The organism is Burkholderia sp. BCC1047, from assembly GCF_902833155.1.
GTDB classification, from domain to species: domain Bacteria; phylum Pseudomonadota; class Gammaproteobacteria; order Burkholderiales; family Burkholderiaceae; genus Burkholderia; species Burkholderia sola.
Genome location: NZ_CADFEH010000034.1, coordinates 16,637 through 32,265 on the forward strand (window position 1 = coordinate 16,637; position 15,629 = coordinate 32,265).

A 15,629-nucleotide genomic window follows, 5' to 3' on the forward strand; every position below is an offset into this window, starting at 1 on the left:
CCGCTTCGTCTGTGCTGCAGGCCATAAGTTTGAGGCCACCGCCGCTTCGGTCTTGACCGATCATTGGTGTGCAAAGTGCTCCACCGAACGACGAGCCGAGCGTCGTCGATATCAAGGCGGCCTGAAACCGATACAGGATCGTGCGCGAGAGCGGGGCGGCGAATGCTTGTCGACCGCCTACGACGGCCGGATGGCGAAATATCGGTTCAGATGCGGTGCGGGACATGAATGGGAGGCCGCGGGCTACGACGTCTTGCGCAAGGCGTGGTGCCAAGAATGCTCTTCAGATCGTAAGCGAATACCGGACGGACTTGCGAAGCTGCAAGAGAGGGCGGCCGAGCACGGCGGCAGATGTCTCGCATCCCAGTATCAACGTATCCAGGCTCGTTACCCATTTCAGTGCGAGCGGGGACACGAGTGGATGGCGTGGGGTACGGAAATCTTGAAGGGGCACTGGTGTCCGACATGTCGTACCGAAGACAGGCAGCGACAGGGCCTCGAATTGATGCGATCGATTGCTGCGGACCGGGGCGGCATGTGCGTATCTGAGCACTATGTCGACAACAACTCGAAGCTCGAATGGGAGTGCGCGCGCGGTCATCGATGGTGGGCGAGACCCCGGCAGGTTTCGTCAGCGGGCAACTGGTGCGCTCAATGTCAGTACCTGTCGCAGATTACCCTGGAAAAAACGAGGCGAAAGCGTCGTTATGAGGCAGTTAAGTCGTCGGAACCTTGATTCGACGTCACATGAATGAATCTGATGGGACTGGAAAGCGATGTCGAGCCTTGTTTTGGCATTCCAGCGCCTGATTCGGGTAGTAATAAAGGCGTTAGCCTATATTTCGGGCTGCCAAGTACCTGAGGCAGGCTGTTTTGCTCAAAAAATGAGCAAAGACGACCATTTTTTGCCCCCGAAACGGTCCCTCCAACGGTGGCCGCGCCGCGCAAATATTACAAAATTCTTTCGTCGCAAAAAATCGGGCCATAGCTCCGTCGCATGGGTGCACCCATGCCAAGCCCTATCCGGGGTGAATCGGGGCCCCTAACGGGCCGGAAAATAAGTCAGAGGGTCATTTCCGATACCGCCGGAGCGTTCGAGACCCGCCAGAAGACACTGAAAAGTAAAAATTACCGATTTGAGAGCGATTGATCGATCCCTTTTATCGGTTTTGGTCGAGTTGTGTTACATTTTCCGTGCCGAAGAGTCGTTCTGGGGTGTTTTTGGTCGGTTTTTAGCGAAAATCCCTAGCTCTGCCTCATTACCTCGTGGTTGCCGCACGTTTTACGGCCCGCCTGGGCATCGCGTCTTCAACGGCTCTCGCGGTCCCATTCACCGCACCTCGCTTTCCTGAAACGCCCCTATATTGCCTCGCGTTTCAGTCTTTTCCACCCTTGAGATTGTTTCCGAACATCAGTTCGGTGCCTTCGCTCGCCTAAATTATTTCGGATACCTAATTATGTATACGCATCGTCGTGAACCTTTGTTCCCTCTTGGCTTGGTTGTTGCCACACCGGGTGCGCTCGATCTTCTCGATCGAACCGGCACCAACGCAAATGGCCTGCTTCGGCGGCACAGCAGAGGTGATTGGGGTGTCGTCAGAGCGGCCGATGCTCGCTCGAACGATCTCGCGGTGACGCATGGAACGCGTCTGCTGTCTGCGTATGAGTTGGGCGATCGTCGCGAACGGCTGTGGGTCATCACGGAAGCCGATCGCCGGGCGACAACCCTCTTGTTGCCGTTCGAATACTGACCCGATGGAGGCCACCGTGCAGCAACTCCATCCTGCTCTTCAGTCCGGCCGACGCCTCACGCTAGTCGGCTCGAATACCCCGGCGTTCAGTTTCCAAGGCTGCTGGGACGGCGGCTGCGCGTGCCATGCGACAGCAATGGCGCTTGCCATGCTTGGGTTCTTGTCCGATCCCTTAAATGTGTCGTCGCGTCGTCGCGCCCCGGAAGCGGAATTCTGGCGTCGTGCGCGGCCGTTTTACTTCTCCGGCGTGTCACTCCAAGAGCTGCAAACGCTAATTCGAGAACTGGACGTGGGGCTGCGCCCGACCCGCTTCGAAGGGACGCACGTAAATGTACTCCGCTTCAGCGAGCGAGAAGTACTGCGCGGTCGGCCGGTGATCCTGACGTTTCGGCAATCGCGCCGGGCAACTCTGCATGCGGTGTTGGCCGTCGGCATCGAAGGAAGAAGGATCGGCCGGACCTTCGACGGACACACGTTGCTGGTAGTCGACTCTGCCGAAGCCGAACCTGTACTCGCGGCCTACAACGCGCGGTTGACACGGACAGCAGCCGACCGCGGCAGGTTGGGCGGGCACGCCCAGTACGTCACCGGGCTCGATCAGCGAAAAGTTGTGCTGGCCGGCGCAATGTCGATCCGGTTATCTGCAACGGCAGCAGACCGGAAAGCGCGGCCGCCGTAGTGCATCAGCGCAACCGTGAGCGCTCGATCTTGGGCGGCTTGGCGGCATTGACTCGACGTGCGTCCTTGTCGTTCAGCGTCATCGTCAGCGGCGCGAAAAGTTCCGCGAGCGAAATGCCGAGCGGCCCGCACAACGCCGCCAGCGTCAGCACCGTCGGGTTTGTCACACCCGACTCGATCGAACTGATCGCGGCTCGACCGACCGACGCCTCGTGAGCAAGGTCTTCCTGACTCTTGCCGGCTTGGCGACGGACTTCCTTGAGCCGTTTTCCAACGGCGACGGTAATGGGGTTGCGTTCTTCGGTGGGCGGGACGGGTGCTTTCATGTCCGAGAGGATGCCGCCTCAACGCAGCAATTACCATCGCACAAACCGTACATATTTTGTTATGTTAACCGTACAACATCACCAAGGGCAAACACCCACAACCATCCGGGGATTCAGAAAAATGTCGGCACCTACCATCCAGAAAACCACTACAGCAGACGGGATTCAATTCGAGAGATGGCCCGCGCGGCGTTCGATCGGTCACGGGCATGATCATCCGGCTGTCCAGATCGTCGGGGTAGGAGAAACGGGCGGTGGATTGGCTGCCGGCCTGTACTACCGGCTCGGCGTCGATGACGGCATCGCGTTCCAGCATGTCTCGGCAACGGACGGAGCATTATCGGGCGACGCATCGCTAGTTGTTGATCACGTGCCGTTCGCAGGGGCAAGCGCGGTAATAGTCATCGCGGCCGCCGCCGAGCCGGACGCGCTGCGGGTTTCGGTGATCGTCAGCGCCGCCGCACAGAAGGCCGGCGCGGGAGTTGTAGCGCTGCTTGCCCAGCCGCCGCTTCCTCCGGGCTCGCTGGTTCGGGCGGTCGCAGCCGAGCTATCACGCTGCGCTGACGCGGTCGTGTTCGTTCCCGAATCTCCCCACCCTTCCGTGCTGTACTGCCTGGTCGACGTCTACGTGGCGGCAATGCGGGGGACGCAGCCGGATTTGTCGGAATGGAAGATGCCGACCGGAAGTGATTTCCTTGATGTGCGAGAGGCGTTTGCCGGTACGACTGGAGCGGTGATCGGTGTCGGCGAAGGAAGCGGCCCAGATCGTATCAAGAACGCCGCCCGGCAAGCGATTCTGGATGTTGGTTCCGACCGGCTTGCGATGGCGGGTGGCCTGCTTGTGATGGTTTCGGGCGCGGAATCCCTTCGGCTCCGGGAGGTTGCGGCGGCGGTCTACGCCATCTGCGAGGCGACCACGGGCGATGCGGGCTCTGTGCTCGCCGCGCATTACGACGATCGGCTCGGCGAGACGGTTCGCATTACCGTAATCGCAGCCGAACGTGACGACACCGACTGCATGCAATAACGGTGTTTGCAGACGGATGCAGCTACCGCAGAGGACGGCGTCTCGGCTGCGGTGCTTCGCCTCGGTGTTCACCTGTTGGCTTGAGTGCCATTTTCAGCGGCTCGAATAGGTCCGCGAGCGTGATCCCAAGCACGTAGCAGATAGTCGCCAACGTTTCCACCGTGGGATTACCGATGCCCCGTTCGATCGCGCTGACGCGGGTCCGATCTAGACGAGCTTCGTAGGCCAACTCTTCTTGAGACTTCTCGGCCTCGATCCGGCACGCCTTCACTCGCTTGCCGATAGCGGTTGCCACGGCGTTACGCCGATCACGGGTTCTCGGTTTGGTACTCATGGCGTACAGCATGCTTTTCTGACGCCTTTAGAACCACGTCTTACAAACCTCTATTAAATGAATCTTATAAGCAACATGTTTACGATACACTTCGGGCCGCCGGACGGCGGTAGACCGGTATGGACGAAGCGGAACTTCACGAAACAGTCGCCCTGCGTCGAGATGACAGCGGGCACCAATCCAAAACTGCAAAGGGGCTTTCAATGAATACTTCTGGAGACCAGACGGGCAGCGCTACGACGACTCAAGCCCAAACCGCCTCCCCGATTCGAACAAGCAAGTTGGGAACAGCGGCTTGGATTATCGTCGCGCTATTTGTCGCCCTCTTGGCGACGGGTGTGTACATGCCTCAACATCCGAGCCATCCTGCTCTCAAGTTTCTCTTTCTCTGGTTCGGTGGTGCGTGGCTTGGCTATATCGGCGTCAGGCTGGGTGACGGCGTGCGGAGAATTTTCCGACCGGACATCATCGTGACGAGCGGCGGAATCTCCGATGCTATCTGGACGAGGATGTGCTGGGCGATCGGTCCGCAATGTGTTGGCCTGCTCTTAGGCGCAGTCACCGGCACCAGCATCTTGGCTGGATGGATTAGCTGAGCCAGGCGGACGAGTCTACTGAAGACTCACACGTGCCGAAGGCAGCGAAGCCGTCTTGCGCTTCGCTGCCTTTATCGCTGAAAAATTCTGGAGGGGTGGACCGGCCAGAGTTTCATAGACACTCACGAGCCGTTTAACGCGTAGCGCCGCTCGAACTCAATCGGTGAAAGATCGCCGGCGGAACCATGCCGACGAACCGGGTTATAAAACATTTCGATGTAATCGAACAAGTCCGAGGTCGCGGTCGCCCGACTCGGATAGATGCGCCGCTTGATTCGCTCCTTCTTTAGGGCACTGAAGAAGCTCTCGGCCACGGCATTGTCGTGGCAATTACCGCGCCGACTCATGCTTGGCACCATATGGTGTGCCTTCAGGAATGACTGCCAGTCATCGCTCGTGAATTGACTGCCCTGGTCGGAATGCACCATGACACCGGGTCCCGGTTTGCGTTTCCAAACCGCAGCCAACAGCGCCTGTAAAACCAGATCGCTGGTCATCGTCGAGCGCGTAGCCCAACCGACGATCTGGCGCGAGTACAGATCCATAACAGCCGCCAGATACAGCCAGCCCTCGTAGGTCCGGATGTACGTGATGTCCGTTACCCAGACCCGGTTCGGTGCGGTTGGCGCGAACTCACGGTTCAACACGTTGGCGATTACGCCGACCGGACCACCCCGATAGCGGGGCTTGCTGCCATAGCCCACTTCTGCCCGCAGACCTTCGCCTCTCATGAGGCGATGGACGCGGTGACGGCTGCACGTTTCGCCCGATTCACGCAAATCCATCGTGACCTTGCGGTAGCCATAGACGCCGCCGCTGGCCAGCCACGCATGCTTGATCAGACCGAGCAATCGCTCATCCTCACGCTTGCGGGCCCCGACTGTCTGCCGCTGCCAGACGTAATAGCCGCTACGATGCACGCCAAGGACCCGGCACATCGAGTACAGGCGGAACTCGCCGAGATGGGCTCGCATGAACGCGTACCTTGCCGCTATCCCTTTGCAAAGTACGCGGCGGCTTTTTTTAGAATGTCGCGCTCCTCGGTCACGCGTTTGAGCTCGGCCTTCAGTCGCCGAACCTCGGCGCTCTGATCCAGCTGCGCTTGCCGCACGACGTCGGGCCTGCCGAACTTCAGTTTCCAGGCGTAAAGGCTGTGGGTCGTGATGCCCAACCGCTGCGCCACATCCGCCACCGAATGACCCCGTTCGGTTACCTGTTTGACTGCCTCGATCTTGAACTCATCCGTGTACCGCTTGCCGCTCATCCTGACCTCCTCGGTTGCCATAAATTATGGCTCGAAGATGTCTACGAAAGGCTGGCCGGTCCACATTAAGGATTTTTGTGACGGAGTATGGCATCACGGAGTTGGAATTACCCCAGGACGAAGGCTTCGTGAAAGCGAAGAAGCAACCGCCTGCGAAGTACTACGATCCGTCGTCGGGGAAATCATGGTCAGGGCAGGGCTCGTGTCCGAAATGGCTTGTCGGTAAGAACCGTGACGACTATCTGGTTCGCGAAACGCCAAAACCTTGATGGCTAGAGAAAGCGCGATGAGACTCGGATGCACTCTTGAAATATAGGGCCAGTGTGGCTTCACCATGTGGAGAATGGGTCATGATTCCAAAATCGATCGCTGATATTGTTCAGGCAGATATTGACGCGCTCGTTGCCAATGCTGTTGAAGAGAGCGACCAACTCGACTTCAAGCAGGTGCTCGCAATAAACACACGAGACGAAAGGAAGGAGTTTGTCTCGGATGTCTGCGCATTTGCAAACGCTCGTGGTGGCGACCTCATATTTGGAATTCAAGAGAACGCCGAGGGGCGAGCACACGCAGTAGTGCCGATGACCTTCAATGCTGACGAAGAAATTCTTCGAATCGAGAACATTATCGCCGACTCGGTGGAGCCGAAGCTATTTGGCGTGCGTGCTAAGGCTATTGCGTATGACGCGGGGGCGGTGTTGGTTGTTCGTGTGCCACGATCAGTGCAAGGCATCCATCGGAACAAGCTTGATGAACGATTCTGGGTGCGGGAGTCGCGATCCAAACGCTCCCTCGATGTCCCTGCGCTAGCAATCCGCTTCCAAGGTTTGGCTGAGCGTCAGGACAAGCTATCGGAGTTTCTTGCCGGTCGCTATGCGGCGGTTGCCACCGATCAGTTGGCAGTCCCTATGCGGCCCGGACCGAAACTTGTCATTCACGTCTTTCAAGGTTTTGCCGGAATCGATCAGGTTATCGATGTCCAGCCAGTTGCGGAGGTTTTAGGATTGCCGATTCCAACAAGGCCGGGTGATCGAGACTTTCGCATGACCTATGAAGGTCCAATGCAACATTCCCCCATCGCCGACGGGTGGATTCGCGCCTACACACTTACGCATCATTCTGGTGTGATTGAGGGAGTCTCGAAGATTGCCGATCCGGGCGAGCCCGTTCGGACTGAGACCGTCGAGTGCGCAATATTGCAATACATTGGCGATCTCATTCCCGCTGCAATCGGGAAACTCTCGATCGATCCGCCGTTCGTGGTCCGAAGCAGCATTGTTGGCGGCCTAGGAACAGTAGTACAACCGTTCCCTGCTGCGGGGCGGTGGGCGCTTGATGCGCCACATCCGAGTCCAATAAGCCGTACTGCACTTGTGCTACCTGATGCCGTACTTGAAACTGGCCGCGAAGACTTGCCAGCCTTGTTTCGTCCGGTATTTGATCGACTGTGGCATACGGCTGGCTATCAGAGAAGCTTTACGTATCAGGATCGAGGGGCTGGTCTTGTATGGGCTGGCCGTTGCTAAGGCGGATTTACGCGATGCCCCGCCGTAACGAAGTCGCTCTGACCATTGAAGAACCGAAGGAGCTTATCGAGGATCGATGGGCAGACCCCAAGCCTTGGAGCAGATTTCACCGGCGGCTTGCGTCGCCAAAGTTCGTGCGGAGCGTTGGAGTCGATGCCCGCCATCGATACCCGGCTATCCGAGCGTGTTTGGATCAACTGGGATGCTACTCAGTAAGACGGAAGCGGGTGATGGGCCGTGCGATGGGCTGAAAACAAAAACCCCCGTAAGTCATTGACTTTACGGGGATTTTTGCGGTGTCCTGGCGGAGAGAGGGGGATTCGAACCCCCGATAGGCGATTAACCTATACACGCTTTCCAGGCGTGCGACTTAAACCACTCATCCATCTCTCCGGAAGACCGAGAGTATAGCAAACTCTGGCGGCAGCCCGCCACTCCCTTCCGCGTTCGTCAGAAATCCGTCGTCATCGACAGCCACACCGAGCGCGGATCGCCCTGCGTCAGGTATCCGCCGATCGTCGACGACCAGTACGACTTGTTCGCGACGTTGCGCACGGACGCGCGGAACGTCGTCTTCTTGCCGAACACCTCCGTCGCGTAACGGGTGCCGAGGTCGACGCGGTCCCACGCGTGGATCGACATCGTGTTCGCGACGTCCAGGTACTGCGGCCCGGTGTGGATCCAGCGCGCGGTCAGCGTGAGCCCGTTCAGCATCGGCACGTCGTATTCGGCGCCCGCGTTGAGCAGGAACGACGGCACGCCGATCGGCCGGTGGCCGTCGTTCGCGCCGCCCGCCGTGTCCTGCAGCGTCGCGTTGAGGTACGTCGCGCCCGCGATCAGCCGCACGCCTTTCCACGGTTCGCCGTACACGGCCGTCTCGATGCCGCGGTGGCGCTGCGTGCCGTCGGCGCCGAACAGGTTCGTCGCCGGATCGGTGTACGCCATCGGCTTCTCGATCTGGAACAGCGCAAGCGACGCGCCGACCTTGTCGGTGTCGTAGCGGATGCCGGCTTCATATTGCTTCGACCGGTACGGCGACAGCGCCTGGCCTGCGTTGCGTGCAGTGTTCGGCGCGATTTCGCCCTGGGCGAGCGCTTCGCTGCGGTTCGCGAAGATCGACACGTTGCGCCACGGCTTCACGACGAGACCGAATACCGGCGTCGTGATCGCGTCGCTGTAGACGCCCGTGACCTCGCCCGTGTAGCTGAAATTGTCGACCGAAATCGACTGGCGGCGTGCGCCGATCGTGAACAGCACGCGGTCGTCGAAGAAGCCGAGCGTATCGGACACCGCGACGCTGCGCAGCCAGCTCTTCGTGACCGTGCCCGGATCGTTCATGTCGCCGCCTGCATAGGCCGTCGGCGGGAACGCGACCGGCGCCGGATCGTAGAGCGTCGTCGGGAACGCGTTCGACAGCGTGTACGCGGACTGGCTGTCGACGCGGATGAACGACGCGCCGGCCGTCACGAAGTGCGACACGGGGCCGGTCGTGAAGCGGCCGCGCACGCCGGCTTCGGCCGACTGCGCATCTTCCTTGTGCGGCACGCTCAGGCGCGAGCCGGTCGTGCCGGACGACGAATAGGTCGGCGTGTAGTAGTCGCCGTGCTCGTTCGTATGGCGCGCGCCGGCCGATACGTAGGCCGTCCACGCGGGCAGGAAGTCGTACTCGGCGTGCACGATCCCGACCGTGTCCTCGAGTTCGCTGAAGCTCCACGGCTGCGCATAGTTGTGCGTCGCGGACGGCACGGCGGGCAACTGATTGCCGCTGACGAGCACGATCGGGCGGCCGTTGTCGATCCGCTGCCGCTGATACAGGAAGTCCCCTGACAGGCGCAGCCTGTCACCGCGCCAGTCGAGCGACACCGCCGTCACGTTGCCGCGGCGGCGCTCGTCGTCGACGGCCGTGTCGCCGCCGCTGATCGACTGGTTCACCCGTACGCCGAACTGGCCTTCGCTGCCGAAGCGGCGGCCGATGTCGACATGCGTGCCGAGCGAACCGGACGTGGCGCCGTCGACGGTGACGCGCGTGAGCGGCTTGTCGTCCGCGCGCTTCAGTTGGAGGTTCACGCCGCCGCCGACTGCCGAACCGTTCGGCGATGCCCCGTTCAGGAATGCATTGGCGCCCTTGAACACGTCGACGCGCTCGACCGCATCGGTTTGGACGAGCTGCCGCGGCGTGACGCCGTACAGGCCGTTGAGCGACACGTCGTCGCCGGCGAGCGCGAACCCGCGGATGACGAACACCTGCGAGAAGTTGCCGTAGCCGGATGCGCTGCGCACGGCCGGATCGTTGTCGAGCACGTCGGCGAGCGTGCGCGCCTGCTGGTCCTCGATCAGTTTCGACGTGTAGGTGGTCATGCTGAACGGCACATCACTCGCCTTTTGCCGGCCGAGCACGCCGAAATCCGCGCCGCGCGCGACCTGGCCGCCGGCGTAGGTCGGCGCGAGGTCGCCCGGCAGCGGCTCGGCCGCGCCGGTCACGTTGATCGACGGCAGCACGGCGCCATCGGGCGCGGCGTTGGGGGCGGACGTCGCTTGCTGAGCGCGTGCGGCGGCCGGGAAGGCGCAGGCGAGCACAATGCCGAAGGCAATCGGCGTGAGACGCCGGACGGGTAACGAAAGTGTCGACATGGGACGCAAATCGGTGTGGTCGATGATCCGTCCCAGGGCGGCAAGTCGGAATCCGGGCGGCGTGACGCGTCCGTACTGTCGCGGACGTGTTTTTATCGAGCGGCGGAGTCTAACGTAAACGAGAATCATTGTCGTTTACGGAGAAATCAGTCCACTATTTGAGATAACCGGGGGCCGTTCACCGGCGACGGCGCATAACCGCCGAACGGGTGTCGGGACGAACATGCGATCATGCGAAGTCCGCATTCGTCGTAACAAATCGAACGCATTGGCCGGGGCTAATCCTGACGATACCGTCCGTCCGCACCGCCATCTTCAAAAGGAACGCCACACCATGTCGCTCTCCGCCTTGCTCGCCTTTGCGCTGATCCTGTCCGTCGGTGTCGCGACGCCCGGCCCGACGGTGTTGCTCGCGATGAGCAACGGTTCGCGCTACGGGTTGCGTCACGCGATGGTCGGCATGCTCGGCGCGGTCACCGCCGACGTCGTGCTCGTCGCGCTGGTTGGCTTCGGTCTCGGCGTGCTGCTCGACGCGTCGGAAACGGCGTTCGTGACGCTGAAGCTGCTCGGCGCGGCATGGCTCGCGTATGTCGGCATCCGGATGGTGATGTCGAGCGGCGGGGCTGCGGCTGCGCAGCCATGCGTATCTGCGACGCCCGATCGTCGGACGGCCTTTGTGAAGAGCTTCTTCGTCGCGATGAGCAACCCGAAGTACTACCTGTTCATGTCGGCGCTGCTGCCGCAGTTCGTCGACCGGTCGCACGCGATCGCGCCGCAGTACGCGATTCTCGCGGCGACGATCGTCGCGATCGACGCGATCGGGATGACCGGTTACGCGCTGCTGGGCGTGCATTCGGTCCGCGTATGGAAGGCGGCCGGGGAGAAGTGGTTGAACCGCGTCAGCGGATCGCTGCTGCTGATGCTCGCGGGGTACGTTGCGCTGTATCGGAAGGCTGCGCATTGACACGGTGATGGAGCGGGGAAGCAGGATGCCGAAGGCAGCGCGGCGATGAAACCGGTCGACCGCTTCGCGCTCGCAACGCATGACGGGCTGTATGAAGCGTGGCCGGCGCGCACCGATGTGCTCGTGGATGGCGTGCGTTCCGGTCTCGCTGTTTCCGGTTACGTGCTGCTGCGCCAGTTCGAGACGCCGGCCGCGTTTCTGCTCGTCACCGACTACGACTGCCCGTTCGAGGAAGCCGTCACGTTTACGCTCGTGTCGAAGGGGCCGCTGAAGGTGCTCGCGCAGCGCACGGTCGGTGCGATGTATGCGTCGTGCCATCTGGACGCGTTGACGTGGGCGGACGACCGGCATTTCAGCGCGACGTTCGTCGGTATCGACGGACGATGGGATTTCACGATTCGTGACTTATCGGTGCCGTTCATCCGGTCTCGGCTCGGCATGCATCGCGTGCGGGATCGCTGACGCGCGACCGACGAGCACGCGCATTTCATGCCGGTGGGGCCCGCGCTACATCTACAAAAATCGTCTATTTCATTTCTCTTTCACTTTGATCGGAGGTGTAAGTTTTGATGCGCGCCGATCGTGCGTGCCCTACGCACATGGCGGCAGGAATGGCGACGTCCGGGCCTCGCGCGCGTTCACGACATTACAAAATGAATGGAAAATGAAAGAAATCCTTCCCTTGACGCCATGCATCGTCGCCCTTTATTGTCCGGTCTGCCGCCCGTGAGAGAGCACCGACGGCACCGCGCAAGCGCGCCTCGCGCGCACGACAACACGTAGTAAAAAGCAGAAAAGGAAACGTGGTAGCCACATGAAGCCGCTATTCGACGACAACAAATCCGATGCGGTCAGCGATCGTCCTTCCACGCCGTCTTTGTCGCCCATCGCCGCCCCGGCCGCCGTCGCCAACGTCGTCGTGCCGGCCGCGCAGCCGACGGAACACGCGTGCCTGATCACCGTCGACGAGATCGACCAGCTCGGCGCGACACAGGGCACGCGGATCGCAGCCTTCTCCCAGCAGATCCTCGCGAGCGTCCGCGCGTCGGACGCCGACCAGTTCGGCGACAAGCTCAACGAGCTGATCGCGATCGCTAAAGGGCTCGACCCGCGCGGCGCCGACAAGGGCGGGCTGCTCACGCAGGTCACGCGGCTGTTCCGCTCGACCAAGGAGAAGCTGCTCTCGCAGTACGAATCGGTGAGCAAGCGGATGGACACGCTCGTCGTCGAGCTCGAAAACCATTCGCAGCGCCAGAAGGCCGGCATCGACGAGCTCGAGCGGATGTACAACGACAACTACGCGCTGCACCAGGAACTCGCGCAGTCGAAGGCGCACGGCGAAACGGCGCTTGCGGCGCTGCGCGCGCATCTGGCGGCCGGCCAGCAGCCGGCGGACGATGCGTTCGCCGCCCAGTGCCTGCTCGACGTGAAGCGCAAGATCGACGCGCTCGAAAGCAGGCTCGACGATCTCGACCGCGCGATGCTGATGTCGAAGCAGCTCGCGCCGCAGATCCGGATGGAGCAGGACCAGAAACGCACGCTGACGTCGAAGTTCATGACGATCAAGACCGTGCTGATCCCCGCGTGGACCAACGCGTTCGCGCTCTACCTCGAGCAGCTCGGCACGAAGCGCGCGGCGGCGCTCGCGAACGCGACGTACGACGCGGCCGACGAGGCGATCCGCGCGCAGGCCGACCTGAATCGCCAGAACGCGCAGGAAGTCGCGAAGCTCGGCCAGCGCCCGGTGATCTCGACCGACACGTTCGAATACGCGCAGCAGCAGCTGTTCGGCGCGTTCGACGACATCACGCAGATCATCGCCGACGGCCGCCGCCAGCGCGAGCAGGACGCGCCGCGCCTGCGCCAGCTCGAACAGGACCTGATCACCCGATTCGCTCCGAAGCATAACTAAGAGAACTGAGAGAACACCGCATGATTACGCTTGAGAAACGCGCGGCGAAGGTCGCGATCGTCCTTGAAAAACGTCAAATCCTGAAGCCGCCGGTCGTGCGCGTCGGCGCGGCGCTCGACATCTCGGGTTCCGCGAAGCCGCTGTACCAGTCGGGCGTGATCCAGGAAACGCACGACCGCATTCTCGGCATTGCACTGAAGTTCGACGACAACGGCGAGGTCGACACGTGGACCTTCACCGAAGGCTACGACCGCCTGCCGACCGCGACGCCGGACAACTACGGCTCGTACATTTCCGATCACGTGCTCAATGCACGGATCGACAAGTGGGGCGGCACGCAGTACGCACCGGTGATGAACGACATCGTCGATTTCTTCTTCCGCGCGCCGGAGCCGAAGCGCGAGGAAAAGCGCGGCTTTCTCAGCCGGCTGTTCGGCGGTGCGGACGACGCGCCCGCGCCGGCCGCTGCGGCGCCCGCGAACGGCCATCTGCCCGCATGGGTGCTGTTCGTCACCGACGGCCAGAACCCGAAGAACGACCGCAAGCGCGTGCGCCAGCTGCTGGCCGAATCGCAGCACTTTCCGCTCTACTGGTCGCTCGTCGGCGTCGGCGATCCGAGCGAATTCGACTTTCTCGCGGAAGTGGCGGACGAAATGCCGAACGTCGGCTTCCTGCATCTCGAATCGCTCGACCTCAGCGACGAACAGATCTACGAACACCTGATCACGCAGGAATTCTGCGATTGGGTGCGCGCGAAGTAAGCGCGTCCCGCCTGCCCATTTTTCTGAACTCGATTACTCCATCATGTTGAAAGACTTCAAGATCCCGTTGTCGCTCACCGCGCTCGCGCTGATCGCGGCCTATCTCCTCGGCGGCGTGAAGGACATGCTGATCGTCGCGGTCCTGTGCGTGCTCGAAATTTCGCTGTCGCTCGACAACGCGGTCGTCAACGCATCGGTGCTCAAGAACTGGTCGGAGAAGTGGCGCAACCGCTTCATGGTGTTCGGCCTGCCGGTCGCGGTGTTCGGCATGCGGCTCGTGTTCCCGCTGCTGATCGTCGCGGTGATCGGCCACATCGGCCTGTGGGACGCGCTGACGCTCGCGGTCGAATCGCCGGACAAGTACGCGGCAGTGCTGACGTCCGCGCATCACGAGGTGTCGGCGTTCGGCGGCGCGTTCCTGCTGATGGTGTTCTTCAAGTTCATGCTCGACACCGAGAAGGACGAGCACTGGATCGGCTTCCTCGAAGGCCCGATGCGCCATCTCGGCCGCATCACCGCGCTGGAAGTGGCGCTGACGCTCGCGATCGTGATCGTCGCGTCGTTCTACGTGCCGGCAACCGAGCAGGTGAGCTTCCTGCTCGCGGGCGCGTTCGGCGTGATCGGCTTCGTGATCGCGCACGGCGTGGGCGACCTGGTCGGCGGCGAGGACACGGGCACGCGCGTGGTGCGCGAAGGCGTCGCGGGCTTCATGTATCTGGAAGTGCTCGATTCGTCGTTCAGCTTCGACGGCGTGATCGGCGCATTCGCGCTGTCGAACAACATCTTCTTGATCGCACTCGGCCTGGGCGTCGGCGCGGCCTACATCCGGGAGATGACGCTCGTGCTGCTGAAGAAGGGCACGCTCGCGCAGTACCGCTATCTCGAACACGGCGCGTTCTGGGCGATCGGCGCGCTCGCGACGATCATGTTCCTCGGCGTGAAGCTCGAGGTGCCCGAGGTCGTCACGGGCCTGGTCGGCGCGGCGATGATCGCCGCGGCCGTGTGGTCGTCGATCGTCGTGCAGCGCAAGGAAGACCGCGCGGCGGTGGCGGGCAAGTAAGCGCGTCACGCGGCACGAAAACCATCCACGAAGGGGCCGCCGCGCGCGGCCCGGCATCGCCGCCGGCGCAACGGCGGTTCCAGCAGAAGAGGTTCAGATGATCAATTTGTCGAAAGGCGGTCGCGTCAACCTGTCGAAGGAAGCGCCCGGCACGCAGAAATTCCGCATCGGTCTCGGTTGGGACGCGAACGCGACGGACACGGGCACGGATTTCGATCTCGACGTGTCGGTGTTCCTGTGCAAGTACGACGCGCAGAGCAATCCGAAACTGATCTCGGATCAGCATTTCGTGTTCTACAACAGCGAAGTGCGCACGATGGAGCGCAAGGAAACCTTCATCCAGCCAGGCGACGATTTCCCGAAGCGCGGGATGCCTTCGTCGAAGTGCCTGGGCGTCGTGCATAGCGGCGACAACCGCACGGGCAGCGGCGACGGCGACGACGAAGTGATCTTCATCGACATCACGAAGCTCGCGGCCGACGTCGAGGAAATCTCGGTGGTGGTGACGATCGATCAGGCCGAAGCGCGCCGCCAGAATTTCGGGCAGGTTCGCAACAGCTACATCCAGATCGCCGACGAGGTGTCCGGCGCGGTGATCGCGAAGTACGCGCTCGAGGAAGACTTCTCGATGGAGACGTCGGTGCAGGTCGGCAGCTTCTATCGTCGCGACGGTCACTTCATGTTCAAGGCGGTCGGCGCCGGCTACAACCGCGGCCTCGGCGATTTCGTCCGCGCGTACGGCGGCGCGGTCTGACGGGCGGCAGCCCGGCGCGCGGCACGCCGCCGCGCCGGGCAGGAA

At 61.7% G+C, this 15,629-nt stretch carries 15 protein-coding genes, 1 tRNA gene and 1 pseudogene; 12 read left to right on the forward strand and 5 right to left on the reverse strand.

The window, feature by feature from the left end:
* The first annotated feature begins 1,457 nt into the window (after positions 1-1,457).
* Together HWX55_RS28350 and HWX55_RS28355 are read left to right on the forward strand one after the other, a co-directional pair.
* Entirely contained in the window at positions 1,458-1,751 is a 294-nt protein-coding gene (locus HWX55_RS28350) for a hypothetical protein (RefSeq protein ID WP_175978129.1), read from the forward strand.
* Positions 1,752-1,755: 4 nt separating this feature from the next.
* Entirely contained in the window at positions 1,756-2,430 is a 675-nt protein-coding gene (locus tag HWX55_RS28355) for a hypothetical protein (RefSeq protein WP_175978130.1), read from the forward strand.
* Between the two features lie 4 nt (positions 2,431-2,434).
* Here HWX55_RS28355 and HWX55_RS28360 read toward each other — a convergent pair whose 3' ends face one another.
* The gene (locus tag HWX55_RS28360) at positions 2,435-2,755 is read right to left on the reverse strand and encodes a helix-turn-helix transcriptional regulator (protein ID WP_174387813.1); all 321 of its coding nucleotides are present in this window, start codon (positions 2,753-2,755) and stop codon (positions 2,435-2,437) included.
* A gap of 121 nt (positions 2,756-2,876) precedes the next feature.
* On the opposite strand from HWX55_RS28360, the gene HWX55_RS28365 reads away from it, so the two are divergent.
* Positions 2,877-3,782: a hypothetical protein gene (locus tag HWX55_RS28365; protein WP_175978131.1), complete on the forward strand. Its 906-nt coding sequence runs from the start codon at positions 2,877-2,879 to the stop codon at positions 3,780-3,782.
* Positions 3,783-3,804: 22 nt separating this feature from the next.
* On the opposite strand, the gene HWX55_RS28370 is transcribed toward HWX55_RS28365, so the two are convergent.
* A complete protein-coding gene (locus tag HWX55_RS28370; protein WP_060042739.1) occupies positions 3,805-4,128 on the reverse strand; it encodes a helix-turn-helix transcriptional regulator in 324 nt (107 codons plus the stop codon).
* Between the two features lie 107 nt (positions 4,129-4,235).
* Between HWX55_RS28370 and HWX55_RS28375 the strand changes: the two genes are divergently transcribed.
* Entirely contained in the window at positions 4,236-4,712 is a 477-nt protein-coding gene (locus HWX55_RS28375) for a hypothetical protein (protein ID WP_175978132.1), read from the forward strand.
* 122 nt (positions 4,713-4,834) lie between these two features.
* Here the strand turns inward: HWX55_RS28375 and HWX55_RS28380 are convergent.
* A protein-coding gene (locus HWX55_RS28380; RefSeq protein ID WP_175978169.1) for an IS3 family transposase occupies positions 4,835-5,976 on the reverse strand; the annotation gives its coding sequence in 2 pieces (ribosomal slippage) (positions 4,835-5,739 and positions 5,739-5,976; 1,143 coding nt in all).
* A 59-nt stretch (positions 5,977-6,035) separates the two neighbouring features.
* Between HWX55_RS28380 and HWX55_RS28385 the strand changes: the two are divergent.
* Together HWX55_RS28385 and HWX55_RS28390 are read left to right on the forward strand one after the other, a co-directional pair.
* A pseudogene (locus HWX55_RS28385) lies at positions 6,036-6,245 on the forward strand (H-NS family nucleoid-associated regulatory protein); the annotation flags it as partial.
* Between the two features lie 81 nt (positions 6,246-6,326).
* Positions 6,327-7,502, forward strand: coding sequence for an ATP-binding protein (locus HWX55_RS28390; RefSeq protein WP_175978134.1), 1,176 nt, complete (start codon positions 6,327-6,329; stop codon positions 7,500-7,502).
* Positions 7,503-7,804: 302 nt separating this feature from the next.
* Here HWX55_RS28390 and HWX55_RS28395 read toward each other — a convergent pair.
* Both HWX55_RS28395 and HWX55_RS28400 read right to left on the reverse strand, forming a co-directional pair.
* Positions 7,805-7,895, reverse strand: a tRNA-Ser gene (locus tag HWX55_RS28395).
* 57 nt (positions 7,896-7,952) lie between these two features.
* A complete protein-coding gene (locus HWX55_RS28400; protein ID WP_175978135.1) occupies positions 7,953-10,133 on the reverse strand; it encodes a TonB-dependent siderophore receptor in 2,181 nt (726 codons plus the stop codon).
* A 334-nt stretch (positions 10,134-10,467) separates the two neighbouring features.
* On the opposite strand from HWX55_RS28400, the gene HWX55_RS28405 reads away from it, so the two are divergent.
* The 6 genes from HWX55_RS28405 to HWX55_RS28430 all read left to right on the forward strand — a co-directional run bounded on the left by HWX55_RS28405 (position 10,468) and on the right by HWX55_RS28430 (position 15,584).
* Positions 10,468-11,097, forward strand: a complete 630-nt coding sequence (locus HWX55_RS28405) for a LysE family translocator (RefSeq protein WP_175978136.1) — start codon at positions 10,468-10,470, stop codon at positions 11,095-11,097.
* Between the two features lie 45 nt (positions 11,098-11,142).
* Positions 11,143-11,559, forward strand: a complete 417-nt coding sequence (locus HWX55_RS28410) for a hypothetical protein (protein ID WP_175978137.1) — start codon at positions 11,143-11,145, stop codon at positions 11,557-11,559.
* A 352-nt stretch (positions 11,560-11,911) separates the two neighbouring features.
* Complete coding sequence (locus HWX55_RS28415; protein WP_175978138.1) at positions 11,912-13,009, forward strand: toxic anion resistance protein; 1,098 nt, start codon at positions 11,912-11,914, stop codon at positions 13,007-13,009.
* Positions 13,010-13,029: 20 nt separating this feature from the next.
* The gene (locus HWX55_RS28420; protein ID WP_175978139.1) at positions 13,030-13,770 is read left to right on the forward strand and encodes a VWA domain-containing protein; all 741 of its coding nucleotides are present in this window, start codon (positions 13,030-13,032) and stop codon (positions 13,768-13,770) included.
* Positions 13,771-13,813: 43 nt separating this feature from the next.
* A complete protein-coding gene (locus HWX55_RS28425) occupies positions 13,814-14,830 on the forward strand; it encodes a DUF475 domain-containing protein (RefSeq protein WP_124557638.1) in 1,017 nt (338 codons plus the stop codon).
* Between the two features lie 97 nt (positions 14,831-14,927).
* Positions 14,928-15,584, forward strand: a complete 657-nt coding sequence (locus HWX55_RS28430) for a TerD family protein (RefSeq protein WP_050018000.1) — start codon at positions 14,928-14,930, stop codon at positions 15,582-15,584.
* Positions 15,585-15,629: the final 45 nt, after the last annotated feature.